The organism is Ancylobacter aquaticus (assembly GCF_004339465.1).
Classification (GTDB): domain Bacteria; phylum Pseudomonadota; class Alphaproteobacteria; order Rhizobiales; family Xanthobacteraceae; genus Ancylobacter; species Ancylobacter aquaticus.
On record NZ_SMFY01000007.1, the window covers coordinates 49956 to 75848 of the forward strand.

Annotated in this window: 34 protein-coding genes; 7 read left to right on the plus strand and 27 right to left on the minus strand. The window is 67.8% G+C overall.

Annotation, left to right across the window (positions count from 1 at the left end; translation table 11 throughout):
• Positions 1 to 68: 68 nt before the first annotated feature.
• The 3 genes from EV667_RS21970 to EV667_RS21980 all read right to left on the minus strand — a co-directional run bounded on the left by EV667_RS21970 (position 69) and on the right by EV667_RS21980 (position 2543).
• A complete protein-coding gene (locus EV667_RS21970) occupies positions 69 to 1286 on the minus strand; it encodes an alpha/beta hydrolase (protein WP_131837453.1) in 1218 nt (405 codons plus the stop codon).
• Between the two features lie 237 nt (positions 1287 to 1523).
• Complete coding sequence (gene rpmF / locus EV667_RS21975) at positions 1524 to 1709, minus strand: 50S ribosomal protein L32 (protein WP_018387408.1); 186 nt, start codon at positions 1707 to 1709, stop codon at positions 1524 to 1526.
• Positions 1710 to 1865: 156 nt separating this feature from the next.
• A complete protein-coding gene (locus tag EV667_RS21980) occupies positions 1866 to 2543 on the minus strand; it encodes a transglycosylase domain-containing protein (RefSeq protein WP_131837454.1) in 678 nt (225 codons plus the stop codon).
• A 161-nt stretch (positions 2544 to 2704) separates the two neighbouring features.
• Between EV667_RS21980 and EV667_RS21985 the strand changes: the two genes are divergently transcribed.
• Both EV667_RS21985 and EV667_RS21990 read left to right on the plus strand, forming a co-directional pair.
• Positions 2705 to 3643, plus strand: a complete 939-nt coding sequence (locus EV667_RS21985) for a polyprenyl synthetase family protein (protein WP_131837455.1) — start codon at positions 2705 to 2707, stop codon at positions 3641 to 3643.
• Between the two features lie 97 nt (positions 3644 to 3740).
• Positions 3741 to 4016 carry a hypothetical protein gene (locus tag EV667_RS21990; RefSeq protein ID WP_131837456.1) on the plus strand — a complete coding sequence of 92 codons (276 nt, stop codon included), beginning with the start codon at positions 3741 to 3743 and terminating at the stop codon, positions 4014 to 4016.
• Positions 4017 to 4151: 135 nt separating this feature from the next.
• Here the strand turns inward: EV667_RS21990 and leuB are convergent, their stop codons facing one another.
• From leuB to EV667_RS22035, 10 genes are all read right to left on the minus strand, one after another.
• Positions 4152 to 5261, minus strand: coding sequence for a 3-isopropylmalate dehydrogenase (leuB, locus tag EV667_RS21995; RefSeq protein ID WP_131837457.1), 1110 nt, complete (start codon positions 5259 to 5261; stop codon positions 4152 to 4154).
• Between the two features lie 391 nt (positions 5262 to 5652).
• Positions 5653 to 7224, minus strand: a complete 1572-nt coding sequence (locus EV667_RS22000) for a GMC family oxidoreductase (protein ID WP_131837458.1) — start codon at positions 7222 to 7224, stop codon at positions 5653 to 5655.
• 15 nt (positions 7225 to 7239) lie between these two features.
• Positions 7240 to 7776, minus strand: a complete 537-nt coding sequence (locus EV667_RS22005; protein WP_131837459.1) for a Twin-arginine translocation pathway signal — start codon at positions 7774 to 7776, stop codon at positions 7240 to 7242.
• 69 nt (positions 7777 to 7845) lie between these two features.
• Positions 7846 to 8241 (minus strand): VOC family protein, encoded by a 396-nt coding sequence (locus EV667_RS22010; RefSeq protein WP_131837460.1) that lies wholly within the window; start codon positions 8239 to 8241, stop codon positions 7846 to 7848.
• Positions 8242 to 8385: 144 nt separating this feature from the next.
• Positions 8386 to 8727: a ribbon-helix-helix domain-containing protein gene (locus EV667_RS22015; RefSeq protein WP_131837461.1), complete on the minus strand. Its 342-nt coding sequence runs from the start codon at positions 8725 to 8727 to the stop codon at positions 8386 to 8388.
• Positions 8728 to 8926: 199 nt separating this feature from the next.
• The gene (gene leuD, locus EV667_RS22020; protein WP_131837462.1) at positions 8927 to 9532 is read right to left on the minus strand and encodes a 3-isopropylmalate dehydratase small subunit; all 606 of its coding nucleotides are present in this window, start codon (positions 9530 to 9532) and stop codon (positions 8927 to 8929) included.
• Between the two features lie 57 nt (positions 9533 to 9589).
• The gene (locus EV667_RS22025) at positions 9590 to 10003 is read right to left on the minus strand and encodes a metallopeptidase family protein (RefSeq protein WP_131837463.1); all 414 of its coding nucleotides are present in this window, start codon (positions 10001 to 10003) and stop codon (positions 9590 to 9592) included.
• Positions 10004 to 10007: 4 nt separating this feature from the next.
• Positions 10008 to 10142: a hypothetical protein gene (locus tag EV667_RS23130; protein WP_280960237.1), complete on the minus strand. Its 135-nt coding sequence runs from the start codon at positions 10140 to 10142 to the stop codon at positions 10008 to 10010.
• A 22-nt stretch (positions 10143 to 10164) separates the two neighbouring features.
• Entirely contained in the window at positions 10165 to 11586 is a 1422-nt protein-coding gene (leuC, locus tag EV667_RS22030) for a 3-isopropylmalate dehydratase large subunit (RefSeq protein WP_131837464.1), read from the minus strand.
• Between the two features lie 90 nt (positions 11587 to 11676).
• Positions 11677 to 11868 (minus strand): hypothetical protein, encoded by a 192-nt coding sequence (locus tag EV667_RS22035; protein WP_131837465.1) that lies wholly within the window; start codon positions 11866 to 11868, stop codon positions 11677 to 11679.
• A gap of 359 nt (positions 11869 to 12227) precedes the next feature.
• Here EV667_RS22035 and EV667_RS22040 point away from each other — a divergent pair, with 359 nt between their 5' ends.
• On the plus strand, positions 12228 to 12470 hold the full coding sequence (locus EV667_RS22040) for a hypothetical protein (protein WP_131837466.1): 243 nt from the start codon (positions 12228 to 12230) through the stop codon (positions 12468 to 12470).
• A gap of 240 nt (positions 12471 to 12710) precedes the next feature.
• Here the strand turns inward: EV667_RS22040 and rplS are convergent, their stop codons facing one another.
• The 6 genes from rplS to EV667_RS22070 form a co-directional block, all read right to left on the minus strand.
• Positions 12711 to 13127 carry a 50S ribosomal protein L19 gene (gene rplS, locus EV667_RS22045; protein ID WP_131837467.1) on the minus strand — a complete coding sequence of 139 codons (417 nt, stop codon included), beginning with the start codon at positions 13125 to 13127 and terminating at the stop codon, positions 12711 to 12713.
• 109 nt (positions 13128 to 13236) lie between these two features.
• Positions 13237 to 13956: a tRNA (guanosine(37)-N1)-methyltransferase TrmD gene (gene trmD / locus EV667_RS22050; protein WP_131837468.1), complete on the minus strand. Its 720-nt coding sequence runs from the start codon at positions 13954 to 13956 to the stop codon at positions 13237 to 13239.
• Between the two features lie 11 nt (positions 13957 to 13967).
• Positions 13968 to 14510, minus strand: coding sequence for a ribosome maturation factor RimM (rimM, locus tag EV667_RS22055; RefSeq protein WP_131837469.1), 543 nt, complete (start codon positions 14508 to 14510; stop codon positions 13968 to 13970).
• Positions 14511 to 14667: 157 nt separating this feature from the next.
• Complete coding sequence (rpsP, locus tag EV667_RS22060) at positions 14668 to 15039, minus strand: 30S ribosomal protein S16 (protein WP_131837470.1); 372 nt, start codon at positions 15037 to 15039, stop codon at positions 14668 to 14670.
• Positions 15040 to 15188: 149 nt separating this feature from the next.
• Positions 15189 to 16739 (minus strand): signal recognition particle protein, encoded by a 1551-nt coding sequence (gene ffh, locus EV667_RS22065; protein ID WP_131837471.1) that lies wholly within the window; start codon positions 16737 to 16739, stop codon positions 15189 to 15191.
• 223 nt (positions 16740 to 16962) lie between these two features.
• Entirely contained in the window at positions 16963 to 17376 is a 414-nt protein-coding gene (locus EV667_RS22070) for a DUF930 domain-containing protein (protein ID WP_131837472.1), read from the minus strand.
• Between the two features lie 135 nt (positions 17377 to 17511).
• Between EV667_RS22070 and EV667_RS22075 the strand changes: the two genes are divergently transcribed.
• From EV667_RS22075 to EV667_RS22085, 3 genes are read left to right on the plus strand one after another with little or no spacing between them, the layout of a single operon-like run.
• The gene (locus EV667_RS22075) at positions 17512 to 18246 is read left to right on the plus strand and encodes a heme ABC transporter permease (RefSeq protein WP_131837473.1); all 735 of its coding nucleotides are present in this window, start codon (positions 17512 to 17514) and stop codon (positions 18244 to 18246) included.
• 10 nt (positions 18247 to 18256) lie between these two features.
• The gene (gene ccmD / locus EV667_RS22080) at positions 18257 to 18424 is read left to right on the plus strand and encodes a heme exporter protein CcmD (RefSeq protein ID WP_131837474.1); all 168 of its coding nucleotides are present in this window, start codon (positions 18257 to 18259) and stop codon (positions 18422 to 18424) included.
• Positions 18421 to 19047, plus strand: a complete 627-nt coding sequence (locus EV667_RS22085) for a DsbE family thiol:disulfide interchange protein (RefSeq protein ID WP_131837475.1) — start codon at positions 18421 to 18423, stop codon at positions 19045 to 19047. Before ccmD ends, EV667_RS22085 begins: the two co-directional genes overlap by 4 nt.
• Before the next feature lie 109 nt (positions 19048 to 19156).
• Here EV667_RS22085 and EV667_RS22090 read toward each other — a convergent pair whose 3' ends face one another.
• From EV667_RS22090 to EV667_RS22105, 4 genes are read right to left on the minus strand one after another with little or no spacing between them, the layout of a single operon-like run.
• Entirely contained in the window at positions 19157 to 19657 is a 501-nt protein-coding gene (locus EV667_RS22090; RefSeq protein WP_131837476.1) for a DUF1178 family protein, read from the minus strand.
• Positions 19654 to 20568 (minus strand): carbon-nitrogen hydrolase family protein, encoded by a 915-nt coding sequence (locus EV667_RS22095; protein ID WP_131837477.1) that lies wholly within the window; start codon positions 20566 to 20568, stop codon positions 19654 to 19656. The genes EV667_RS22090 and EV667_RS22095 overlap by 4 nt, the downstream gene beginning before the upstream one ends.
• A 14-nt stretch (positions 20569 to 20582) precedes the next feature.
• Positions 20583 to 20840: a glutaredoxin 3 gene (gene grxC / locus EV667_RS22100; RefSeq protein WP_131837487.1), complete on the minus strand. Its 258-nt coding sequence runs from the start codon at positions 20838 to 20840 to the stop codon at positions 20583 to 20585.
• A 47-nt stretch (positions 20841 to 20887) separates the two neighbouring features.
• Positions 20888 to 21718 (minus strand): ComF family protein, encoded by an 831-nt coding sequence (locus EV667_RS22105; RefSeq protein WP_245516324.1) that lies wholly within the window; start codon positions 21716 to 21718, stop codon positions 20888 to 20890.
• Positions 21719 to 21801: 83 nt separating this feature from the next.
• Between EV667_RS22105 and EV667_RS22110 the strand changes: the two genes are divergently transcribed.
• A complete protein-coding gene (locus EV667_RS22110; protein WP_131837478.1) occupies positions 21802 to 22701 on the plus strand; it encodes a methyltransferase domain-containing protein in 900 nt (299 codons plus the stop codon).
• 5 nt (positions 22702 to 22706) lie between these two features.
• Here the strand turns inward: EV667_RS22110 and EV667_RS22115 are convergent, their stop codons facing one another.
• The 4 genes from EV667_RS22115 to argJ form a co-directional block, all read right to left on the minus strand.
• The gene (locus tag EV667_RS22115; protein ID WP_131837479.1) at positions 22707 to 23192 is read right to left on the minus strand and encodes a hypothetical protein; all 486 of its coding nucleotides are present in this window, start codon (positions 23190 to 23192) and stop codon (positions 22707 to 22709) included.
• A gap of 105 nt (positions 23193 to 23297) precedes the next feature.
• The gene (locus tag EV667_RS22120; RefSeq protein WP_131837480.1) at positions 23298 to 23876 is read right to left on the minus strand and encodes a TetR/AcrR family transcriptional regulator; all 579 of its coding nucleotides are present in this window, start codon (positions 23874 to 23876) and stop codon (positions 23298 to 23300) included.
• Between the two features lie 64 nt (positions 23877 to 23940).
• Positions 23941 to 24351, minus strand: coding sequence for an 8-oxo-dGTP diphosphatase MutT (gene mutT, locus EV667_RS22125; protein WP_131837481.1), 411 nt, complete (start codon positions 24349 to 24351; stop codon positions 23941 to 23943).
• Between the two features lie 19 nt (positions 24352 to 24370).
• On the minus strand, positions 24371 to 25609 hold the full coding sequence (gene argJ, locus EV667_RS22130; protein WP_131837482.1) for a bifunctional glutamate N-acetyltransferase/amino-acid acetyltransferase ArgJ: 1239 nt from the start codon (positions 25607 to 25609) through the stop codon (positions 24371 to 24373).
• Positions 25610 to 25893 lie beyond the last annotated feature (284 nt).

Sequence of the window (25893 nt, forward strand, 5' to 3'; positions counted from 1 at the left end):
AGCGAGGCTTTAACCGCGTGCGCCCCTTGTGAACGGGCTGCCGTGAGAGGGCCGCGCCGGCCCTCCCCTCACCGTCGCGCCACAGCCCCCGCCCTGACGATGGCCGCCGCCGTGTCCACGACGGGATCAGCCTCGTCGGGCTCGCCCGCACTCGTCTCCGACGCCTCCGGCAGGCCAGCCGCGACCTGCGCGGCCCGCATCCGGTCGATGCCCGAGAACTGGATGCCGGACACTTCAACGCTAGAGGCGCCGCTGGCCCCGGCCGCCCGCGCCAGCATGCCGCGCAGTTGCGGGGCCATTTCGGCCAGCTGGGCGAACTTGGCGTGGTTGAAGCCGTCGGTCGATTTCACATTGGACATGTCGACGACGACGGCGCCCAGTTCCACCAGTTCCGTGTCGTGCGTGTAGGCGCCGAGGCGAGGCTTGTCGCCGGCGATGAAGTCGGAAAAGGCCAGCGCCTTGTCGTCGCGCGAGACGATGACGATGAACGGCTTGGGCGGCTTGCCCAGCCGCTTGAGCTGGCTCTTGAACACGTCCACGTCGATATCGGGCGCAGCCAGCACGATGTTGCCGAGCTTGCTCATCGGCAAAGGGTTGCCGGAAATCTTGATCTGCCGAAGCGCCTCAACCGTGACCCAGTTGCCCATGGAATGGGCCACAATCGTCACCTGATCGGCGCCGCTGTTGAAGACCAGCCGGATCGTCTCTTCCAGCCGGTCGCGCGCGGCCGTGGCGCTGTTGTTGTCATAGACATAATCGGCGATTTCGCCGCGCGAGGCCCAGGTAAACAGCACCGGCACGCCCGGCGCCTTGGAATCCTCCGCCATCTGGGTGAGGCGGTAGAGCGCCTCCGAGAACAGCGTGTTGTAGCCGTGCACGAAGATCACCGCCTGCCGCTTGCCGGCCGGGTACTTTGAGAGCTCGCTCTTGAGGTCGGCGTTGAACTGCGTCGGCGTGTCCCGATACACCGCCTCGCGCACCACCATGTCGGTAGCCGGGTTGGGCGGCGATTTCTGCGGCGATTCCACCATGCCCGGCTTGTGTGTCGGGGGAACGCTGATCTCCACCTTGGCGAAGCTCAGCTCCGGCGTCCGCTCGCCATTGTAGAACACGCCGGGCCGGGGGTCGCGCTCGCGCGAGGAGGCCACCAGGATCGTGTGGGTGCTGGTGCTGACCGTGTCGACGTCGATGACCGAGAGCGCGTCGTCCCCGGGACGGGAAGCACAGCCGGCCAGGATTGGCGCGCAAAGGGCCCCGACGACCAGCCAGGCGAACCGGCGGCGCATTCCACGACTTGCATCACGCAACACGGCACGCTCCAAGGTTCAGGGGGCGGAAGGTACCATCGTTCCGGTGCAACAGTAAGGCGCGCGGGGGTGCTCGCGCCCGTCATCCGCCGCCATGGCTTCCGGATCGTTACCGACGATGAGGAGGCATCCCGTCGCGCGACGCCGCCCAACGCAGAAAAGCCGGCCCTCGGGGCCGGCTTCAGCAATGCGGGCAGACAGCCCGGCAGAAGGCGATCAGGCCTCGGCCTTGACCTTCAGCACCTGACGGCCCTTGTACATGCCGGTCTTCAGGTCGAGGTGATGGGGACGGCGAAGCTCGCCGGAATCCTTGTCCTCGATATAGGTCGGCTTGGCGAGGGCGTCGGCGGAACGGCGCATGCCGCGACGCGACGGGCTGGTCTTCTTCTTCGGAACTGCCATTGTCGTCTCCTGTCCCGGCCTGGCTCACGCCCAGTCGGAAGGGCCGGCGCCGGATGGTGCGTAATTCGAGTGGCGGCTTATACAGACTCATGCGCGCGAGCGAAAGAGGCAGACGCAAATCTGTCGCACGCCTTTGAGGGAGCGCGCTCGCCCGTTTCACGCCCCCGCGAGGCAGGCGGTCAGCTCGGCGCCCTCGCGCGGAATGCGGGCCTGCAGGTTTCCGGCGAGCCGCGTCAGCCCGCGCCCGGGCTTGCCGGCATCGCGCCGGTGCGGATTGGGCAGCATGACCGCGAGCAGCGCCGCCTGCCGCGCGGTCAGGTCGCGGGCGGAGCGCCCGAAGGCCCGCTGCGCGCCCGCCTCGACGCCAAACTGGCCACCCGGCCCCCACTCGGCGATGTTGAGGTAGATTTCAAGCTGCCGCTGTTTGGACATCACCACGTTGAGATACAGCGCGAGCGGCAGTTCCAGACCCTTGCGGATCACGCTGCGGCCGTTCCACAGAAAAAGGTTCTTGGCGAGCTGCATGGTGATGGTGGAGGCCCCGCGCGGGGCGTTGAGCCCGTCCGATTCGTCGATCACCCCCTGCAGTTCCACCATGTCGACGCCCGAATGGGAACAGAAGCGCGCATCCTCGGAGGCCAGCACCGAGCGGACAAGATTCGGCGAGATGTTGTCGAACGGCAGCCAGACGCGCTCGACCGGCTGCCCGCTCACCCAGCGCGCCAGCATCAGCGTCGAGGGCGCGGGCGCCACATTATAGAGCAGCCCGAGCAGCAGCGGCGTGGCCACCACCACCAGCGCGATCTTCCAGGCCCAACGCCAAAAAACACCCATGCTCACTCCCCGGCGAAACCACTCTAGAACACGTGACCAGCGGAGGGCACAGCAATCTCGTCGCCTGACGCACAGCGGCGGCCAACGGTCCGCTTGACCCCACCGCCCGGCTCGGGCACGGAACGGAAAATTCCGGCTGCGACAACCCTTGCGGACCCGTCATGCCCACTTCCGAAAGCCGCCCGCCTTTGGCCCTCGCGCTTGCCCGCACCGCCGAAGCCGTCACCGCCTATATCGAAGGCGCGATTGCCCGCAGCGGCGCGCCGGGCGAGCGGCTGGCGGGCGCGATTCGGCACGCCACGCTGGCGGGGGGAAAACGGCTGAGGCCGTTCCTCGTGGTCGAATCGGCGGCGCTGTTCGGCGTCTGCGCCGACCGCGCGATGCCGGCCGCGGCAGCGCTGGAGTGCATTCACTGTTACTCGCTGGTCCATGACGACCTGCCGGCCATGGACAATGACGACCTGCGGCGCGGCCGACCGACCGTCCACCGCGCCTATGACGAGGCCACCGCCATCCTCGCCGGCGACGGGCTGCTGACCCTCGCCTTCGAGATTCTCGCCGGCGAGGAGGATGACACGGACCCGGCGGTGCGCCTTGCCCTCATCGCCAGCCTCGCGCGTGCGGCGGGCGTGGCCGGCATGATCGGCGGGCAGATGCTGGACCTCGCGGCGGAGGGCCGATTCGCGCAAGGGGCGCTCCACCGCGCGCCGCTCGACCTGTCGGCGGAGGCCATCATCCAGCTTCAGGCGATGAAGACCGGCGCCTTGCTGCGCCAGGCCTGCGAGGCCGGCGCCCTGCTCGGGCAGGCGAGCCCGGCGGAACGGGCGAGCCTCGATCGCTACGCCCGCGCTGTCGGCCGCGCCTTCCAGATCGCCGACGACTTGCTCGATGTCGAGGGTGAGGCGAGCCTCGTGGGCAAGGCGGTGGGCAAGGACGCCGCCGCCGGAAAGGCGACGCTGGTCGGCACGCTCGGCATCGAGGGCGCGCGCGCGGAGCTCACCCGGCTGACCGGCGAGGCAGAAGCGGCGCTCGCCAGCTTCGGCAGCGCGGCCACACTTCTCGTGGAAGCGGCATATTTCGTCGCCGATCGACGCAATTAGGGCTTTCCTCATCTCGACGGAACGATAAGTTCCGGGCAATGTTGTTTGTGACGGGAATGTGCGCGCCGCGCGACGTGACCGTTATCTGGAGGTTGAGATGCGTGTCGCCCTGTTCGCCCTTGCCGCTCTGGTCGCCGGCACAGCCGTCATTGCCACCGCGCCTGCCGACGCGCAGGAATCCAACCGCATCATCATCCGCAAGCTGCCGCCGCGCTCCTATCTCGATCCCGGCCCGGTGGTGAAGCCCGGCACCTCGCGCGACCTCAATTATGTCTACGTCGCCCACCCGCTCTACCCGCAATATGGCGACGACAGCGGCATCACCGGCATCCGTTGGCCGCTGCCGAGCCGTTTCGACCTGCCGGGTTACTGATTCGCCCCTGCGGCATCCAGCTGAAGACCTCAAAGCCCGGCCCGCGCCGGGCTTTTTCGTGAGTCGTTGACCGGCGCGCCAACAAAAAGCCCGGCCGAAGCCGGGCTTTTCTCGTCCGAGGGTCGCGATGACGGCTCAGGCCGCCTTGTCGAGCTCAGCGAGGATGGCGTCGCCCATGCCGGAGGTTCCGACGCGGGTCTTGCCCTCGGAATAGATGTCCGCCGTGCGGACGCCGCCGTCCAGCACGCCGGCGATAGCCGCCTCAAGCCGGTCGGCCGCCTCCAGTTCGCCGAAGGAATAGCGCAGCGCCATGGCGAGCGAGCCGACCATGGCGATCGGGTTGGCCAGTCCCTTGCCCGCGATATCGGGAGCCGCGCCGTGCACGGGCTCATAAAGCGCGCGACGACGGCCGGACACTTCCTCGATGCCGCCCAGCGAGGCGGAGGGGAGCATGCCGAGCGAGCCGGTGAGCATCGCCGCCACGTCGGACAGGATATCGCCGAAAAGGTTGTCGGTGACGATGACGTCGAACTGCTTGGGCGCGCGCACCAGCTGCATGCCGCACGAATCGGCCAGCTGGTGCTCCAGTTCCACGTCCTCGTAATTGGCGCCGTGCACTTCGCTCACCACCTGCTTCCACAGCAGGCCGGTCTTCATCACATTGTGCTTCTCGGTGGAAACCACCTTGTTGCGACGGGTGCGGGCGAGTTCGAAGGCGACGCGGGCGATGCGCTCGATCTCATAGGATTCGTAGATCTGCGTGTCGATGGCGCGCTTCTGGCCGTCGCTGAGATCGGTGATGGTTTTGGGCTCGCCGAAATAGACGCCGCCGGTCAGCTCACGCACGATCAGCACGTCCAGACCCTCGACCAGCTCGCGCTTGAGGCTGGAGGCATCCGCAAGCGCCGGGTAGCAGACCGCCGGACGCAGATTAGCGAAGAGCTGCAGGTCCTTGCGCAGGCGCAGCAGGCCCGCCTCCGGACGGGATTCATAGTGAACATTCGCCCATTTGGTGCCGCCCACGGCGCCGAGCAGGATAGCATCCGCGGCGAACGCCTTGGCCATCGCCTCCTCGGAGATTGGCTGGCCGCAGGAATCATAGGCGGCCCCGCCGACAAGGTCTTCCTCGATGGCGAAGGAGGCAATGCCGCGCCGGTCGAGCCAGTCGATCACCCGTTTTACCTCAGCCATCACTTCGGGGCCGATGCCGTCGCCGGGGAGAAGAAGAAGCTTGTGGGTCGCCATCAGGTCCCTCGCTTGCGCCATTGAGGAAGCGTCACTGCCGGGCGAACAGCCGGCGTGCGAGTGCTAAAGGCAGATGATTGCGGTGGCAAGACGTGCTGGGTGCGAAGACGCACTGGAAGCGGGGGCCTGCCAGAAGCGGGGCCCGCCAGAAGCCGATGCCGCAAAAGGAAACCGCCGGCAGCGCGCCGGCGGGGGAAGGTGGGGAGGATCGCAGGCTCTCATCCCGGCCGGAGCGAGGCCGGTGCCGCACGTCGCGTTTGATCTTTCCCGGCCGACGGTCATTTCCCTCATGGCCGGGCGTGACCCGGCCACCCCACCCCCGGTTGTCGTCGAGAAAGAGCCGGGTCCCCGGGACACGCCCGGGGATGAGGGCGGCAAGCGGCCCGCCGGGTCAGATCGTCTTGCGCGTCATCTCGCCGGCGATGAAATCGGCCTGCCGCAGCGCCAGCGCCACGATGGTCAGCGTCGGGTTCTCGGCGCCGCCGGTGGTGAACTGGCTGCCGTCGGCAATGAACAGGTTCGGGATGTCGTGGGTTTGCCCGTGCTTGTTCACCACGCCGTCGCGCGGCTTCTCGCTCATCCGGTTGGTGCCGAGATTATGCGTGGAAGGGTAAGGCGGCGTCGGCAAGGTGCGCGTCGCCCCGACCGAATCATAGATCGCCGCCCCTTGGGCGTAGGCGTGGTTGCGCATGGCGACGTCATTGGGATGATCGTCGAAATGCACATTGGCCACCGGCATTCCGTACGCGTCCTTCACATCGGTGTTGAGGGTGACGCGGTTGGTCTCCTGCGGCATGTCCTCGCCGACGATCCAAAGCCCGGCCATGTTCACATAGCCGTCCATGGCGGAGGCGAAGGAGCGGCCCCAGCCGCCCGGATCGAGGAAGGCGGCCATGAAGGGCACGCCGATGGAGAGCGTCTCCAGCTCATAGCCGCCGGCAAAGCCGCGCTTGGTGTCGTTCACCGCCTCGTCCCGCACGATGCCGGCCATGGTGGTGCCGCGATACATGTGCACCGGCTTCTCGAAGATGGCGTAGACCGAGCCGGTCATGTGGCGCATGTAGTTGCGTCCCACCTGCCCCGAGGAGTTGGCGAGCCCGTCCGGGAACATGCTGCTGGCGGAGTTGAGCAGCAGGCGCGGGCTCTCGATCGAGTTGCCGGCCACCGCGACGATGCGTGCCTTCTGGCGCTGGGTCTTGCCATCCTTGTCGACATAGACGACCGCCGTCGCCTTGCCGGAGGCATCGTGCTCTATCTTCTGCACCATGCTTTGCGGGCGTACTTCCAGATTGCCGGTCGCCTCGCCGCGCGGAATCTCGGCGATCAACGTCGACCATTTTGCCCCCGACTTGCAGCCCTGGAAGCAGAAGCCAATCTGCTGGCAGGCGCCCCGGTCGGCGCGCGGCTCGCTGTTGATCGCCATGCGGCCGGTCGAGACCTCCTTGTAGCCGACCTTCTTGGCGCCGGCCTCGAACACCTTGAAGTTGTTGTTGCCGGGCAAGCCGGGAATGCCGTTGGTGCGGGTCACACCCATCCGGTCCTCGGCCTTGGCGTACCAGGGCTCAAGGTCCTGCAGCGTGATCGGCCAGTCCAGCAGGTTGGCGCCGTCGATGTCGCCATAGGTCGAGCGCGTCTTGAATTCGTGCTCCTGCAGGCGCAGCGAAGCGCCGGCCCAGTGGACGGAGGAACCGCCCACCGCCTTGACGATCCAGGCGGGCAGGTTGGGGAAGTTCTTGTGGACCCGCCATGAACCGGAGGTGGTCCGCATGTCGGTCCAGGCGAGCTGGGAGAAGCTCTCCCACTCATTATTGACGAAGTCTTCCATGTTGTGGCGCTGGCCGGCTTCAAGGATCACCACCTTGATGCCCTTGAGCGCGAGCTCGGTGCCCAGCGTGCCGCCGCCGGCGCCGGAGCCGACGATGACGACGACGGAATCGTCATTCAGATCAAAGGGTGCAGACATGATGCGAGCCTCCCCTCACAGCCAGGCGATGTCGTCGAAGCCGCGGTCGATGTAACCGCCCTTGTCGGCCGAGGAGCCCTCATAGCCAAAGATCGGCCATATCTCCTCCTGGTTGTAGAGGCCGACGACGAGGCCGCCCCTCACCTTCTGGAAGAAGGCGCTGTCCTCGATCTGGCGCAGCAGCGCGACGCGCTGATCCTCCCAGCCGACATCGGCATAGGCGACGCCATAATTGGCCCTGGCGAGCGTATCGAGGGTGATGACGCCGTCCTCGACCATTGCTTTCAGCGCAGGATCCTTCGCCGCGTCCGCCTCATAGGGCTTCATCGCGATGGCGTAGTAACGGTCGGGAATGCGGTCATGGGGGTAGATGTCGCGCGCCATGACGATGAGCGTGCGCATGGTTTCCGGCTTGAGCGCCGAAACCTCCATTCCCCACGCCTCGCGCGGATTGAGCACCGCGGCGCCGCTCACCATCAGCGCGCCGGCGGCTCCGATGCCGGCAAGCAGGGCGCGGCGTGACGGACCTCGCCTGTCGATCAGTGTTGCCATTGTTACCTCCCAGGTATTTTTATGTATTATTGATCTGTCCCGCGCCGCTTGGCGTGCCGGCGCGGTCGTTCAACGGTATCTTCCGTGCTTTTGCAGCACCTCGATCTTGTATCCATCAGGATCCGCCACGAAAAAGAACTTGGCGAGAAGCTCCCCTTCGTGAAGGAATTCCTTGATCGGGTTTGGATTGAGGCCCGCTTCAACGAAGCGTGCATGTTCGGCGGCGAGATCATCCACCACGAAGGCGATGTGCCCGTAGCCGTCACCCAGCACATAGGGCTCGGTGCGGTCGTGGTTGATGGTCAGCTCGACCTCGAAATCGGCTTCCGCATTGCGCAGATACACCAGCGTGAAGCCGTCAAAAGGCAGACGCTGCGCCACCTCCAGCCTGAAGGCGCGCGCGTAGAAATCCACCGAGCGCGCTTCATCGAGCACGCGGATCATCGAATGAATGGCCTTCGCCACTTGTCCCTCCGGCCGTGAACCTCACCCGGGCGAACGCGTCGCCCTGATCAGGATGCTAGGCCCCGGCACGGGCGGCAGGTGGTAGACCGCTAGCACATCACCACGATGTGCATTGAAGGCGACGAGACGGGCGAACGCCCCGCGTCACTCGGCGGCTTCGAGGTGGATCCGCCCGCTCTCGCACAAGATGCGCCCGCGCGCGGCGGCCGGCGCGACGGCGGCGGGGCGGACTTCGGTGAGGAAAATCAGGCAGGAACAGCGGAGCAGCGAGGCAAAGTTGCGCACTTCGCCATGCAGTTCCAGCACCTCGTCATGCAGTTTGGTGACGAATTTGCCCAGGCTCATGCCTTGATGGGCGGCAACCTCCTCCAGCACGGTCCAGAACGCCGCCTCCAGCCGGATCGAGGTGGAATGCCCGCCAATCCGCACCGAGCGCGTCTGGCCGTCATAGGTTTCGGGCGCTTGGCCCGCGAAGATGTGGCACATGGAGCGTCTCCCGGATGTTCTCGTTTTGAACGATTCCATCCCGGGACGGGCGCGGTGTAAAGCGAAAATGCTCAGCGCAAACGCGTCCGCGTCATCCCGGCCGGAGGCGACGCCGCAGAGCCGGGATCGTCCCGCGCGTCTCACGATCCAAGCTTTGCCTTCGGCCGTGCGGGATGACGAGGGGTGCGCGTCGGCGCTCTCACGCCCAGGGGCGTTCCTCGGCGAGCTTCTCCTCGAAGGACTTGATCTTGTCCGCCTTCACCTGGGTGAGGCCGATATCGTCGAGGCCGTTCAGCAGGCAGTGCTTGCGGAACGCATCGACCTCGAAGGAGATCGAGCCGCCATCCGGCCCGGTGATGGTCTGGCTTTCCAGATCGACGGTGATCTTGGCATTCGCCCCCCGGGCCGCGTCGTCGAACAGCGCGGCCAGTTGTTCCGGCGTCACCTTGATCGGCAGGATGCCGTTCTTGAAGCAGTTATTGTAGAAGATGTCGGCGAAAGACGTGGAGATCACGCAGCGTATGCCGAAATCCAGCAGCGCCCAGGGCGCGTGCTCGCGCGAGGAGCCGCAGCCGAAATTGTCGCCGGCGATGAGAATCGGCGCGCCCTTATAGGCCGGCTTGTTGAGCACGAAATCGGGATTGTCCGACCCGTCCTCCATGTAGCGCATCTCCGAAAACAGCCCGACGCCCAGCCCGGTGCGCTTGATCGTCTTCAGATACTGCTTGGGGATGATCATGTCTGTGTCGACATTGACCAGATGCAGCGGCGCCGCGACGCCCGTCAGGGTGGTGAACGTATCCATCTCTCACATCTCCTGGACGCAGGCGCGCCCGTCAAATTCGGTCCGGGAGCGGGGCCGTCAGCCCGCCTCTTCCTCAATGCGCTCCATGTCGTCGTCCGAGAGGCCGAAATGGTGGCCTATCTCGTGGACGAGCACATGGGTGACGATGTCGCCCAGCGTTTCCTCATTCTCCGCCCAATAGTCGAGAATCGGACGGCGGTAGAGGAAGATCATGTTGGGCAGCACGCCGGTAGCGGTCTCGTAGCCCTGCGCCAGCCCGATACCCTGGAACAGGCCGAGCAGATCGAACGGGCTTTCCGCCTCCATCTCCTTCTGCACCTCGTCGGTCGGAAAATCCTCGACCCTTATGACGAGGTTGCCGCACAGGGAGCGGAACTCGTCCGGCAGGCGGGCATAGGCCTCCTCGGCCATCGCCTCCATCTCGCTCAGGCCGGGCGCGCCGCGCTTCAGCCAGTCGCCGCTCTCGGTCATCGGCTCACCTCAGATAAGTCGCGAACAGATAGGCGACGAGGGCCAGCGCCACTACCACGGCGAGCCCCCGCCCGATGCGACGGCCCCACACTTCGGTGGGGTCGTCGGGCGGCGGTTCCCAGAACGGATCGCCCCTCATCGCGCCATCTCCCCGCCGAGGCTCAACCCGCCCGCGGCCAGGTGCGGACGTCGACGAAATGGCCGGCGATCGCCGCCGCCGCCGCCATGGCGGGCGAGACGAGATGGGTCCGGCCCTTGAAGCCCTGCCGTCCCTCGAAATTGCGGTTCGAGGTGGAGGCGCAGCGCTCCTCCGGGCCGAGCTTGTCGGCGTTCATGGCCAGGCACATGGAGCAGCCCGGCTCGCGCCAGTCGAAGCCCGCCGCCTTGAAGATGGCGTCGAGCCCCTCGGCCTCGGCCTGCAGTTTCACCAGCCCCGAGCCCGGCACGATCATGCCCGAGACGCCTTCGCGCACCTTGTAGCCGCGCACGATGGAGGCCGCCGCGCGCAGATCCTCGATGCGGGCATTGGTGCAGGAGCCGATGAACACCTTGTCGACCGGGATGTCGGTGATCCTTGTGCCGGCGACGAGACCCATATAGGCCAGCGCCCGCTTCTTCGCGTCGCGCTTGTCGGCGTCGTCGATCAGGTCCGGATCGGGCACCAGCCCCTCGACCGAGATCACGTCTTCCGGGCTGGTGCCCCAGGAGACGATGGGCGGCAGCGAGCCGCCGTCGAGGCGGATTTCCTTGTCGAAGAAGGCGCCCTCATCGGAGCGCAGCGTGTCCCAGTAGCGCCGCGCGGCGTCCCAGGCGGCGCCGGTGGGCGCACGCGGGCGTCCCTTCACATAGGCATAGGTGGTCTCGTCGGGGGCCACCATGCCGGCGCGCGCCCCGCCCTCGATCGACATGTTGCAGACCGTCATGCGGCCTTCCATCGACAGCGCGCGGAACACCTCGCCGGCATATTCGATGACATAGCCCGTGCCGCCGGCGGTGCCGGTGGCGCCGATGATGGCGAGCGTCACATCCTTGGCGGTCACGCCGTCGGGCAGCTTCCCGTCGACCGACACCCGCATGTTCTTGCTCTTCTTCTGGATCAGCGTCTGGGTGGCGAGCACATGCTCCACCTCCGAGGTGCCGATGCCATGGGCGAGCGCGCCGAAGGCGCCATGCGTCGAGGTGTGGCTGTCGCCGCACACGATGGTGGTGCCCGGCAGGGTGAAGCCCTGCTCCGGGCCGATGACGTGGACGATGCCCTGGCGCTTGTCGAGCTCGTTGAAATACTCGACGCCGAACTCGCGCGCGTTCTCGGCCAGCGTCTCCACCTGGATGCGGCTCTCGGGGTCGTCGATGCCGAAGCGGCGGTCAGTGGTCGGCACGTTGTGGTCGACCACGGCCAGCGTCTTCGACGGCGCATGGACGCGGCGGCCGGCCACGCGCAGGCCCTCGAAGGCCTGCGGGCTGGTCACTTCATGCACTAGGTGCCGGTCGATATAGAGGAGGCAGGTGCCGTCCTCCTGACGGTCGATGATGTGGTCGTCGAAAATCTTGTCGTACAGGGTACGGGGAGCGGACGTGCTCATCTGGGCATCTCTTGGGGAGAGGAAAACAGGGGGCGGGGCAGCAGCGCAGCCGGGGAGCGCGAAACCCGAGGGCTCCGGCTCCGGGCGCGCTCAGCTAAGCCCGGCAACCGCGCAGGCGGTGAAGCGTCCAAAAAAGCGCGCCGGCAGGCGGACATGATCCGGCACGGCGGCGAAACCGATGGTCGTGGGAAGACGACGGCGTGCCTCCGGACGCGCGGCACCGGGCGCCAGCGAAACCGCCGCGCCGCAGGAACCCGTCATCGGTGAGCCATGCGCCATCATGGAACCCTTCTAGCAAGTCTGGGCGCGGCAAACAATCGCCACCGTTCCGCAGCCCGTCCTTCGCCGCCGCACGACTGCGTGACGCGTCAAGCTCCCGGCGCTGCAATTGAAATAATGTATTACATAGTAAAATTAGAATGAAATCGCGGAAAAATAAGCGTATCGGCCCGGCTTGAAGCCGTTTTACCTTTGATATGGCGCGACATCATCCCCCACGCTAGAGCCGCGCCGTTCAGCTTGCATCGCAAGCGGATCGGATAGCGCGTTCTCTATCTTAGCGTTAGAGGGCGATTTACCGATCATATTGGTTCAATCTGATCGGATCGCACTCTAAGCTGCTCCAGCCAAGGGAGTGCACGATGCGTCTGTCCGACATCGCCCTGATCGCCGCAACTCTCGCCACCTTCGCCGCTGTCGAGGTGGGAAATCGCGTGGAGATGAAGCCGGAGACCGTGGAGAAGGCCGAACGCCGCCAGCTCATAACCTGCCCGCTGCGCAAGCCGGACTTCGCCACCGTCATGCAGGCCGCCATGCTCGGCGATGGCACCCTTCTGGTCGAACAGCAGACCAACACCCGGGTGCTGCACATCAAGGACTGCTGACGCACCGGCCGGCGGTGGGACCCGACGGATGGCCGTTGCGCTAGACGGGCGCCGCTCCGGACACACAGGCCATGGCTTCGAGCTGTGCGCGACAGAACCAACGCAGTATAGGCTCCCGGACAAACCGCAGCCGGCCGGTGAGCCCTTGCTGGGGCCGCCCGCCAAAAGAAAAGGGCGGCCGAAGCCGCCCTGAACATCATCTGGAAGCCGACGGATGCCGGCGCCGTGGCGCCGCGCCAATCACTCGGCGGCGGCGACCGGGGCGGCAGCGCCCTTCTTGCGGCTGCCGGCGTTCTTGTCCTGGCGCTCGGCGATACGGGCCGACTTGCCGCGACGGTCGCGCAGGTAATAGAGCTTGGCGCGACGCACCTTGCCGCGACGGACAACCTTCAGGCTGTCGATGTTCGGCGAGTAGAGCGGGAACACGCGCTCGACGCCCTCGCCATAGGAAATCTTGCGAACGGTGAAGCTCTCATTGATGCCGCCGCCATTGCGGGCGATCACCACGCCCTCATAGGCCTGCACGCGGGTGCGCTCGCCTTCCTTCACCTTCACATTGACGATGACGGTATCGCCAGGCTGGAAGTCGGGAATGGCGCGCAGCTCGGCGAGCTTGGCGGCCTGCTCGATGTCGAGCTCGCGAATAATATCGACCATGTTATCACCTCAGGCGAGATCGGCTGTGGCACGTCAAGCCCAGCCGTCCGCATTTTGCTGTTGTCAGTTGGTAGTGACGGCGCGCCTATACGCGAAACCGAAGGGTTTGTCATTCCCCCTTCGTCGCAGGGCGGCCCTGCGCCGCGCGAAAGGCGGCCCAGAGATCCGGCCGGCGGGCCTTCGTGGCGGCTTCCGCCTGCTCCCGCCGCCAGCGTGCGACCTTGGCATGGTCGCCGCTGGTGAGCACGGGCGGGATGTCCATACCCTCGAAGCTCGGCGGGCGGGTGTATTGCGGGTATTCCAGCAGGCCGGCGGAAAAGCTCTCCTCGGTGCCGGATTCGGGGTGCCCCATCACGCCCGGCAGCAGCCGGACGCAGGCATCGAGCAGCACCAGCGCGCCAATCTCGCCGCCCGAGAGCACCACATCGCCCACCGACACCTCTTCCAGTCCCCGCGCGGCGACAAGGCGATCATCGACCCCTTCGAACCGCCCGCAGACGATGACGACGCCCTCCCCCGCGCTGAGTTCGCGCACCCGCTTCTGGGTGAGCGGCGTGCCGCGCGGGGTCATCAGCAGGCGCGGGCGGGTGTCGCCCAGCGGCGCGGCAGCGTCCACCGCGCGCGCCAGCACGTCGACCCGCATCACCATGCCCGGCCCGCCGCCGGCCGGCGTGTCGTCGACCGAGCGATGGCGGTCGGTGGCGTGCTCGCGCGGGTCCACCGTCTCCAGCGCCCAGCCGCCCTGCGCCAGCGCGCGCCCGGCCAATGAGAGGCCGAGCGGACCGGGGAACATGTCGGGGAAAATGGTGACGAGGGAGGCGCGCCACATGTGCCGCGCTCCTAGCCCTGGTCCGCCTCGGGCGGCGGGGCCTCTTCGCGCACCCATTCGCCGGGGTCCACGACAAGTCGGCCGGCCGTGAGGTCGACGCTCGGCACGACCGCCTTGGTGAAGGGCAGCATCAGCGTTTTGCCGCCAGCTTCCGGCGCGATTTCGAGTATGTCGCCGGCGCCGAAATCATGCACCGCCACGACCTTGCCGAACAGCGCACCGTCCCCCGTAAAGGCAGCCAGCCCGATCAGGTCGGCATGGTAGAAATCATCGTCCTCGTCCGGCTCAGGCAGCAGGTCGCGGGCGACATAGAGGCCATGATTGGTCAGCGCCTCGGCCGCCTCGCGGGTGTCGACGCCTTCCAGCCGGGCGACGAAATGGTCCTTGGCCGGACGCAGCGTCTTGATGCGGAAGGTGCGCGTCCCCGCCTCGTCGGTCAGCGGCGCATAGTCCTGCAGCGACGAGGGATCTTCGGCGAAGACGAACAGCCGCACCTCGCCGCGCACCCCGTGCGGGGCGCCGATGCGGGCGAGGAGGACGCGATCATGGGGCATGGAGGATGTGCTCCGAAATGACCATCCTTCGAGGCGCGCTCACGCTCGTACCTCAGGATGACGTGGTTCCCGCCAAGAGAACCGCGTCATCCTGAGGTGCCGCGAAGCGGCCTCGGAGGAGGCTCAAGCAGGGCGACGCAAGGTCGCCCCGCCGATATCACTCGGCCGAGGGAGCAGCAGCCGCGGCGGCAGCGGCTTCGGCCTTGGCGGCTTCGGCAGCGCGCTCCTGCGCCTTCTTGCCGGGAACGGCCTTCTCCGGGTTGTTGCGCGCAGCGCGCTTCACCAGCTCAAGGCTGTCGAGGAAGCGGGCGACGCGGTCGGTCGGCTGCGCACCCTTGGCGAGCCAGGCCTTGGCCTTCTCGACGTCGAGGGTGAAGCGGTCGGCGGCGTCCTTGGGCTTCAGCGGATCGAAGGTGCCGATCTTCTCGATGAAGCGACCATCACGCGGGGAGCGCGAATCGGCGACGACGATGCGGTAATAGGGACGCTTCTTGGCGCCGCCACGGGCGAGACGGATCTTGAGGGACATGTGGGTCTTCCTTTCAGGTCGTTTGTTTCGTGTCGTCTGGTTTCTTCCGTCATCCCCGGACTTGATCCGGGGATCCACGCCTTGCGGTCGGCAATTCGTGGAGGGCCGGGTCGCGCCCGGTCCTGACGGCGTGAAGTCTTATCGGGCCATCACTTCTTCTTCGGCGGAAAGCCCGGCAGGCCGGGAAGGCCGCCCGGCTTGCTTCCTATTCCCGGCAGTCCGCCGGGAAGGCCGGGCAGGTTGCCGGGGAAATTCGGAGGCAGACCGCCGCCGCCCAATCCGCCGGGCATCTTCTCGGCCATCTGCTTCAGCTGGTCGGGGCTCGGCATGCCCCCGCCCATGCCGCCCCCGCCAAGGCCGAACATGTTGGCAAGGCCGGCCATCGGGCCGCGCTTGGCGCCGGGGGCGCCCATCGCCTTCATCATGTCCGCCATCTGGCGGTGCATCTTCATCAGGCGGTTGACGTCCTCGACCTTGGTGCCGGAGCCGGCGGCGATACGCTTGCGGCGCGAGGCGTCGAGAAGCTTCGGGTTGCGCCGCTCCTTCTTGGTCATCGAATCGATGACCGCCTTCTGCCGCTTCAGCACCCCGTCATTCATGCCGGAGGCGGCGAGCTGGTTCTTCATCTTGCCGACGCCGGGCAGCATGCCCATCAGCCCGCCAAGCCCGCCGAGCTTCTCCATCTGGTCGAGCTGCATGCGCAGATCGTTGAGATCGAACTGGCCCTTGCGCATGCGCTCGGCAGCGGCCATCGCCTTTTCGGCGTCGATGTTCTCGACCGCCTTCTCGACCAGCGACACCACGTCGCCCATGCCGAGGATGCGCCCGGCGACGCGGCGGGGATCGAAATCCTCCAGCGCGTCCATCTTTTCGCCAGTGCCGAGCAGCTTGATCGGCTTGCCGGTGACGGCGCGCATGGAAAGGGCGGCACCGCCGCGCCCGTCGCCATCGGCGCGGGTCAGCACGATGCCGGTGAGGCCGACGCGCTCGTCGAAGGCTTTTGCGGTGTTCACCGCGTCCTGGCCGGTGAGGCTGTCGGCAACCAGCAGCACTTCATGCGGCTTCGTCGCGGCCTTCACCTCGGCCACCTCGGCCATCAGCGCCTCGTCGAGCGTGACGCGGCCGGCGGTGTCGAGCATCACCACGTCATAGCCGCCGAGACGGGCGGCCTCCATGGCGCGGCGGGCGATCTGGACGGCGGACTGGCCGGCGACGATCGGCAGGGTGGCGACGCCGACCTGCGTGCCGAGCATGGCCAGCTGCTCCATCGCCGCCGGGCGGCGGGTATCGAGCGAGGCCATCAGCACCTTGCGGTTGCCGCGCTCGGTCAGGCGCTTGGCGATCTTGGCGGTGGAGGTCGTCTTGCCCGAGCCCTGCAGGCCGACCATCAGCACCGGCACCGGCGGGGCGGCGTCGAGGTCGATCGCCTTGGCGTCGGAGCCGAGCATGGCGACGAGTTCGTCATTGACGATCTTCACCACCATCTGGCCGGGCGTGATCGACTTGATCACCTCGGCACCCACCGCGCGCGCCCTTACCTTGTCGGTGAACGAGCGCACCACGTCGAGCGCCACATCGGCCTCGATCAGCGCCCGGCGCACTTCGCGCATGGCCTCGTTCACGTCGGCCTCGGTGAGCGCGCCGCGTCGTTTCAGCCGGTCGAGTATGCCGCCAAGGCGGTCGGTCAATGAATCGAACATGCGTTCGCTCCGGTCGTTTTCTCGCAGCTCACGACGCAACGCCGAACGGCGCCCGAGGGCGCAAAGCGCTGTCGGGCGTTGACCTCCAGCCTCAGGGGCCGGGCGGCGGATCGGCTCGCGGGGTCTGCGAGGATGCGGGGTTCGTAAGCGCCGCTGGTCTTGAAGTCAAGTTTTGGCGCCCTTTCGCGGGAGACTATGGACGTTCCGGCCGCGTAACGGCGCCCTATGGCGCGACGAGATAATGCCCGGACCATTCCGAGGTCGGGATCGCCGCGCCGAGCGTAAAGCGGAAGCGGGTCACGTCCAGCCCCTCATGCGCGGTCTCGCACTCATAGGCGATGTGGTACCAGGTGGCGCCGCTGCGCACCGCCCCTCCCGGCGCCTTGATCGACCAGCCCTTGATAACCGGATCGGCATAGGCATAGGCCACGAGTTCGTCCGGGTGCAGGGCCTTGTTGGCCCGGCCGACCTCGCCCATGGCGCGGGCGTTGCAACGCTGCTCGATCCGCTCGGAGGGCATCATCATCATCTGCTGGTCGACGGAGCGGGCCTGCGCGGGCGCCGAGATCGGCAAGGCCAGCGGCACGGCGACCAGCGCGAGAAGGCCGGCAAGAGGCGCGACGGTGATGTGCGGCATAAGCGCTCGATTCCCTTATCGTCGATGATGCGCCGGTTGAATAGCGCAGTTTTGTCCATCCTGTGGCTTCACATCCGCGTTTCGAGGCGGGAGCGGCATGTTGCCGAGAGTCATGCGGCAGATTAGAACCGCCCCATGGCGTTGATGGACCTTGCCAACCCTACCCGCTTCCTCGCCCTTTCCGGGCGCGTCCTGCCATGGCTGACCGGCCTTGCGCTGGCGACGCTGGCGCTCGGCTTCTTCCTCGCCTTCCGCGCCCCGGAAGACTACCAGCAGGGCGAGACGGTCCGGATCATGTACATCCACGTGCCTTTCGCGTGGCTGGCGATGTTCGGCTATTCCATGCTGGCCGCTTCCGCCCTCGGCATACTGGTCTGGCGCCACCCGCTGGCGGATGTGGCGCACAAGGCGATGGCGCCCATCGGCGCGGTCTTCGCCTTCCTCTGCCTGTTCACCGGCTCGCTCTGGGGGCGGCCGATGTGGGGCACCTATTGGGTCTGGGATGCGCGCCTCACCTCCATGCTTGTGCTGCTGCTGCTTTATCTCGGCCTGCTGGCGCTGCGTTCGGCGATCGAGGACGCCAACCAGGCCGGGCGGGCGGCGGCGGTGCTCTCGCTGGTCGGCTTCGTCAATGTGCCGATCGTGAAGTTCTCTGTCGACTGGTGGAACACGCTGCACCAGCCCGCCTCGGTGTTCCGTATGGACGGGCCGACCATTCATGCGAGCCTGCTCTGGCCGCTGATGCTGTGCGCTTTAGGCTTCACCCTGCTCATGCTGGCGCTGCACATGGCGGCGATGCGCAACGAAATCTACCGCCGACGCCTGCGCGTGCTGGAAGCGCGCGCCGCCGCCGAGGCGGCCTATGCGTGAGGCATCCTGAATGTTCGGCGAGCACGGCTTTTTCATTCTCGCCTGCTATGGCGTGAGCGCCTTCACGCTCGGCGCGCTGGCGCTGTGGACGGTGCTCGACGGGCGCGGCGTGCGGCGCCGGCTCGACGAACTTGAAGCGCGCGGCGTGCGCCGCCGCTCGGCCGGGCGCGACGCATGAACGCGCCGGCCCCAACCGACACGCCCCCAACCGACAAGCCCCCAAGCGACACGCCCCCTGCCGGCCGTCGCAGGCTGCTCGTGCTGCTGCCGCTGGTCGCGTTTCTGGCGCTGGCGGGGCTGTTCTATGGCCGGCTGTTCTCCGGCGACCCCTCGCGCGTGCCCTCGGCGCTGATCGGCCGTGCCGCCCCGGCGCTCGACCTGCCGGCACTGGAGGGCCTGACCCACGAGGGCCAGCCCGTGCCCGGCCTCGCCTCCCCCGCGCTCAAGGGCGAGGTGACGGTGCTCAACGTCTTCGCCTCGTGGTGCGTGCCCTGCCGCGACGAGCACCCGTTTCTGGTTGAACTGTCGAAGATGCCGGGGTTCAGGCTTGTCGGCCTGAACTACAAAGACGACGCCGACAATGCCCGCCGTTTCCTCGGCCGCTTCGGCAATCCCTATGCCGCCGTCGGCGTCGACGCCAATGGGCGCACCGCCATCGACTGGGGCGTCTATGGCGTGCCGGAAACCTTCGTCATCGGCAAGGACGGGCGGATCGCCTACAAATATATCGGCCCCATCGACGCGCAGGGGCTGAAGGAGCGCCTGCTGCCGCAGATCGAGAGCGCGCGGACGGCAAACTGAGGCGTAGGGCCAACATCCCGGCCGAAGCGAAGCCGGGGTCGTCCTCAGGTGGCCACAGCGATCCCGGATCGGGCCGTCGGACCGCCCGGGATGACGAGGGCCCTCCCCCTCAGTTGCGCTCGTCCGGCAGCACCGGAAGCGGCAGCACCTCGATCTCGTCCTCGATCAGCGCGCGCACCTCGTCCGGGGTGGCCGCACCGCGAATGGCGCGCTTTTCCTCGTCGCCTTCATGCATGCGACGGGCACGCGCGGCGAACTCGTCGCCGACATCGACCGAATTGGCGACCACATGGGCCCGCACCGCGCGCAGCATGGCGCGCAGTTGCTGCTCTTTTTCCGAAACCAGCGCGACCGGCTGGGTAACGAGCGCCGGCACAGGGGCCGAAGCCGCAACCGGCGCGACAGGCGCCTCATCGGTGGAAACCTCCGCCGCGTATTTGCGCGCCGCACGGCCCAGCGCCGGCGCCATCAGCGCCTTCTCGACCTCGGGCGAGCCGCAGACCGGGCAGGTGACGAGGCCACGCGCGCGCTGCTCGTCATAGGCGGCGGAATCGCGGAACCAGCTCTCGAAGTCGTGCTCCCTGGCGCAGCACAGGCGATAGAGAATCATGCCGCGCCACCGGGCACGAGATGGAGCCGGCCATGATCGGCCGGCATTACCAGCTCGAAGCGCCGGCCGTTCGACAGCGAGGGAATCCGCCCGCGCACCGCCGCTACCGTGGCGGGGTCGATCTCGGCGGCGATGATGCCCGGCTCGGTGCCGCCCTCGGCGAGCACGGTGCCCCACGGGTCGATGATGAGGCTGTGGCCAAAAGTCTGGCGCCCGTTCTCATGCGTGCCGCCCTGCGCCGCCGCCAGCACATAGCATCCCGTCTCGATGGCCCGGGCGCGCAGCAGAACGTGCCAGTGCGCCTCGCCGGTCGACTGGGTGAAGGCGGCCGGCGCCGCGATCATGCCCGCACCGGCCTCGGCCAAGGCGCGAAACAGGGCGGGAAAGCGCAGGTCATAGCAGATGGTCAGGCCGAGCCTGATCTGCGGCAGGTCCGCCACGATGGCTAGTTCGCCCGGGCGGTAGGCGGCCGATTCGCGGTAGACGTCGCCATTGGGCAGGTCGACATCGAACATGTGGATCTTGTCGTAGCAGGCCGCGATCGCGCCGTCCGGGGCGAGGAGGTAGGAGCGGTTGGCGGCGCGGTGCTCGCCCGCCCGTACCGCCAGCGAGCCGATATGCAGATGCACCTTCAGTTCGGCCGCGAGCGCCCGGAAGGCGGCCAGCGCCGGGTCGTCCTCCTCCGCATGCAGCACCCTGAACAGAGCCTCGCGGTTCTCCTCCATGGTGCCGGTCATTTCCGGCGTCTGGATATAGCTCGCCCCGTCTGCCGCCGCCTCGCGGATCAGCGCGGAGGCCGCTGCGACATTGGTCGCGACGTTCTTGGCGGTCCGCATCTGGATCAGCGCGGCGCGGAACGGGCCGCCGAGCGGCGGGGCGCCGGGCGTGAGTGTGTCGGAAGAGCCGGTCATGGTGTCAATCTCGTTCAGCTTGCCAGCAGCGCGTCCAGCTCACCGGCTTCCTCTAGCGCGTAGAGGTCGTCGCAGCCGCCGACATGGCGCTCGCCGATGAAGATCTGCGGCACGCTGGTGCGCCCGTTGGCCCGGCTCGACATGCAGGAGCGCGCCACCGGGTCGCCGGTCACGTTGACCTCCGAAAAGTCGACGCCTTTGCGCCCAAGCAGCGTCTTGGCCGCATGGCAGTAAGGGCAGGTATAGGTCGTGTAAATCTCGATCTTCGCCATCGAACCATCCTTGCCGCCGTCCGCCAATGCAGCCGGCTCGCGGGTCTTCATGATATGGGGGCCTCGGGCCCGTCAGCAACCCGGGCGAACACGAGAACGTCAACTCGTCCCGCCCCTGCGCGCAGCAGTGCCTTGACGCAGGCGTCGATCGTCGCCCCTGTCGTGAGCACATCGTCAACCAGAACCAGGCGCCGCCCGCGCAGTTCCCCTTTCGCCATGTCCGGCACGGCGAAGGCGCCCTGCACGTTTCGTGCCCGCGCCGCCCGGTCGAGCCCCACCTGAGGCACGGTCGCGCGCTGGCGGTCCAACCACCCCGCCCGCACCGGCAGACCGGCCGCCCGGCCGATGACCCCGGCCAGCGCTGCCGACTGGTTGAACCGCCGCCGCCACAGCCTGAGCCGGTGCAGCGGCACCGGCACCAGCGCCTGTGCATCGGCCAGAATATCCGCCCCGGCGCGCGCCATCATCCGCCCCATGGGCGGGGCGATGTCGAGCCGGTCGGCATATTTGAGCGCGTGGATCAGGTCGCGCGCCACATCGCCGAATTCCGCCACCGCCCGCGCTTTTCCATAGGCCGGCGGCGCGTCCCGCGCAGCGGGCGAGAGCAAACGCCCGTCGCCAAAGCCGTAGGGCAAGGGCGTGCCTAGCCGGTCGCAAAAGGGCGGCGCGATGAAGGAAAGGCGGCTCCAGCATTGGCCGCACAGGCACCCCGGCTCGTCCACGGCCGCCCGGCAGGCCATGCACGCCGGCGGCAGCGCGACATCCACCAGCCCGCGCAGCAGCCGGCGCCCGAGGCCACGCCATTGCGTGACCCGCGCGGGGTGCGGCGGCTCCACCTCGTCGGCAGGCGCGCGCGTCGGCTCCAACGGAGGTTCCATGCCACCAGTCTAGCACGGCCCGCGCCGGCCCGCCTTTGACCTATCCGCGCCGCCGCCCTATGCCTCTCGGCGAGGAGCCTCCCATGTCTTCTGCCCCGATTTCCACCTCGCCGATGAGCGTGTTCGATCCGCTCGCCCTGGCGCAGCGCCGCCGGAGGGCGCTGGCGCTCGGCCCGGAAACTTTCTTGCTCGACCGCGTGGCGGAAGACCTCGTCGACCGCCTCAATGCGGTGAAGCGCCTGTTCGGCACGGCGGCCGATCTCGGCACGCCGACGCCCGTCCTGCGCGACGCGCTGAGCCGCAGCGGCATGGTGGAGCGCTATTTCGCCTTCGGCCCGGCCGAGAGGGGGGATGTCGATGCCGTCGCCGACCCGGAAATCCTGCCCTTCGCCCCGGCCTCGCTCGATCTCGTCGTCTCCGCCCTCGCCTTGCAGAGCGTCAACGACCTGCCCGGCGTGCTGGCGCAAATCCGCCGCGCGCTGAAGCCGGACGGGCTGCTGCTCGCCGGCTTCCTCGGCGGCGGCACGCTCTCCGAGCTGCGCGAGGCCTTCGCCATCGCCGAGAGCGACACGCTGGGCGGCATCTCACCGCGTGTCGCGCCCTTTGTCGATCTGCGCGACCTTGGCGGGCTGCTCCAGCGCGCGGGCCTCGCCTTGCCCGTCACCGATGTCGACCGCGTGGTGGTACGCTATGGTGACCCGCTGGCGCTGTTGCACGATCTTCGCCGCATGGGCGGGGCCAACCCGCTCACCGACCGGCGCCGCGCGCCGCTGCTCAAGAAGACGCTGATACGGCTGTTCGAGGTCTATGCCGAGCGCTTCGCCGACCCGGACGGGCGCCTGCGCGCCACCTTTGAAATCGTCTGGCTTTCCGGCTGGGCGCCGCATGAAAGCCAGCAGAAGCCGCTGCGCCCCGGCTCGGCCAAGACCCGCCTCGCCGACGCGCTGAACGTGCCCGAGGGCCGGCTGAAGGATGAGGGCTGACGCGCTCAGCCCGCGCGCATTCCCGACGCGCGGCGCAGATACACCACCTGCGCGGTCACGCCGATGATCAGAAGCGCCAGCAGGGCCGCCTGCGCGCCCAGAAGCAGCGGCGCGTCGAGCCGCGTGACGATCGGGTGGCCGTCCGGAACCCGCCGCAGGATTTCACTCACCGTCGGCACCATCAGCAGGAATGCCGTCACGCTCAGCAGAATGGTCTCGATGTAGCGGCCGGCCCGGCTGAGGCCCACCCGCCCCACCGTGTAGCCCGCTGCCAGGAACAGGATTGTCAGGGCCCCGATGACGTTGCTTATCGGTTCATGGGCAACCAGAAACACCGTGAACCCGCCGATCAGCATCGACACCAGATAGAGCGTGCCGGCCGGCGAACGGGGAACGATACGGCCGTAGCGGGCGAACATGTAGGCGGCGGCGGGAATGGCGGGCAGGCTGCCAAGCGTATGCACCCAGCCGATGGGGGAAATACCGAACATGAGAGTTGTCCTTGAGAGGGATGGCGGTAGAAACGAGTGAAGTCGCAATCTACCTACTGATTGGTAGGCCTTTATTTCACGAAGGCACGCCCGCGCGGCCTGGGATCATGAACTCAACCGCTCCAGCAGCGGCCGCGTGACGAGGTTGAAGGCGCCGGGGTCGCCATAGGCCCGGGCCGATAGCATGGCACCGTGGACCGTCGCCATGAACAGTTCGGCTTCAGCCTCGGCCGAACCCGTCAGGCGCAGCCGGCCCTGCCGGGACCCGCTTTGCAGCACCGAGGCAAGCCAGGCCGAGAGACCGCGAAAATGCGCGCGCACCTCGACAGCCACCGTTTCCGGCAGAGCGGGGAGTTCGCTTGCGAGCAGGGCGCAGATGCAGATCGGCGCGCTGCCGTCGGCGATGCAGGCGCTCCAATAGCCCACATAGGCGCGCAACCTTTCGGCCGGGTCGTCGACGTGACGCTCCAGCTCCGCCAGCCCGGTTTCGGCCTCCTGCCGGTAGCGCGCCACAAGAACGCGGACCAGATCGGCCTTGGCCGGGAAATGATGGTGAATGCTGGCGTTGCGAATGCCCACCGTCTTGGCGATGTCGGCATAGCTGAACCCGTTATAACCGCCAGCGGCGATCAGCGCGCGGGCGGACAGCAGGATGGCGTCGGATGTGGTCGATGGCGTGCCCATTCGGGCTTCTACCTTCTAGTAGGCAGATCGTCAATCCAGTCTTCTGGCACGTCGCATCGGCGAGCTATCGCCCCGGGCCCAGCAGGTCCAGCAGCACCGGGATCAACGGCTCGTCGGCCGGCGGCATCGGATAGTCACGTAGCGCACCCGGCTTCACCCAAGCGAGGCGCTGGCCTTCGCGGCCCCGCGCCTGCCCTTCCCAGCGCCGGCAGATCCACAGCGGCATCAGCAACTGGAACGCCTCATAGGTGTGCGAGGCGAAACTGAGCGGAGCCAGGCAGGGCTCCTGCACCGTGATGCCGAGTTCCTCGTCGAGCTCGCGGATCAGGCAGTCTTCCAGCCGCTCGCCCGGCTCCACCTTGCCGCCGGGAAACTCCCACAGCCCCGCCAGCGACTTGCCGGCGGGCCGCTCCGTCAGGAGGACGCGGCCATCGGCATCGACGAGTGCGGCGGCGGCGACAAGGACCAGTTTCACGGCGATCGCCCTTCCCCGCTCACGAGCGGTAGTCGCCATTAATGGCGACATATTCCTTGGTGAGGTCGCAGGTCATCACCCGGTCGGCCCCGCGCCCGAGTCCGAGGTCGACCGTGAGGTCGATCACGTCGTTCTTCATATAGGCGGAGACCTCGGCCTCGTCATAGGCGGGATCGCGAGCGCCCTGATGCGCGACGCGGATGGGCCCGAACGAAATGGACAGAAGGTCGCGCTCGGCCGGCTCGCCCGCCTTGCCCACTGCCATGACCACGCGGCCCCAATTGGCGTCTTCGCCCGCCACCGCCGTCTTCACCAGCGGAGAATTGGCGATCGACATAGCGATGCGCCGGGCCGAGCGCTTCGAGGTCGCGCCGGTGATGTGGATCTTCACCAGCTTGCGCGCGCCCTCGCCGTCGCGCGCCACCTGTTCGGCAAGGTCCGCCAACACGGTGGTGAGCGCCTTGCGGAAGCGCGCCAGGCGCGGGTCCTTGGCATCGGCGATACGCGGCGCGCCGGAAGCACCGGTGGCGAACAGCATCAGCGTGTCGGAGGTGGACGTGTCGCCGTCAATGGTGACGGCGTTGAAGCTGTCGACCACGCCCTTGGAGAGCAGCGCCTGCAGCGCCGGCGCCTCGATGGCGGCATCGGTGAAGACGAAGGACAGCATGGTGGCCATATCAGGCGCGATCATTCCGGCGCCCTTGGCGATGCCCGCAATCGTCACCTCCACGCCGTCGATCTTCACCTTCGCCGTCGCCAACTTGGGGAAGGTGTCGGTGGTCATGATCGCCTTGGCCGGCTCGATCCACGGCAGCGGCGCGAGCCGGGTCGCGGTCTCCTCCAGCACGCCCTCGAACTTACGGGCATCCAGCGGCTCGCCGATGACGCCGGTGGAGGCGAGATAGACCTCCTCTTCCCGGCAGCCGAGCGCCGCAGCGGCGATTTTTGCCGTCAAAGCCGTCGATTCCCGGCCCTTGGAGCCGGTGAAGGCGTTGGCATTGCCGGAATTCACCACCAGCGCCCGCGCGGTACCCGTGGCGAGGTTGGCGCGGCACCACTCCACCGGCGCCGAGGGGCACTTCGACCGGGTGAACACGCCGGCCACCGTGGTCCCGGCATCGAGGGCGAGCAGCAGCACATCGGTACGCCCGCGATAGCGTATGCCGGCCTCCGCGGTGGCAAAGCGCACCCCGGCCACGGGGCCGACCTCGGGGGTGGTTTTGGGGGCAAGCGGGGAGACGGGAGAAGCGTGGGCCATCGGCGGGGCACTCGATCGCGGGAAAGGGCCGAACCGATGTGCCCGAGATGGACAACATCCGCAAGACGACGGCGCACCGAGGGCAGCGGCCGGCGCCGTGCCGGACCCTCGGCGGCCCGAGGCCGGGGGGGGGGGGGGGGGGGGGGGGGGGGCGGGGGGGGGGGGGGGCGGGGGGGGGGGGGGGGGGGGGGGGCGGGGGGGGGGGGGGGGGGGGGGGGGGGGGGGGGGGGGGGGGCGGGGGCGGGGGGGGGGGGGGGGGGGGGGGGGGCGGCCGCTCGGCCGAC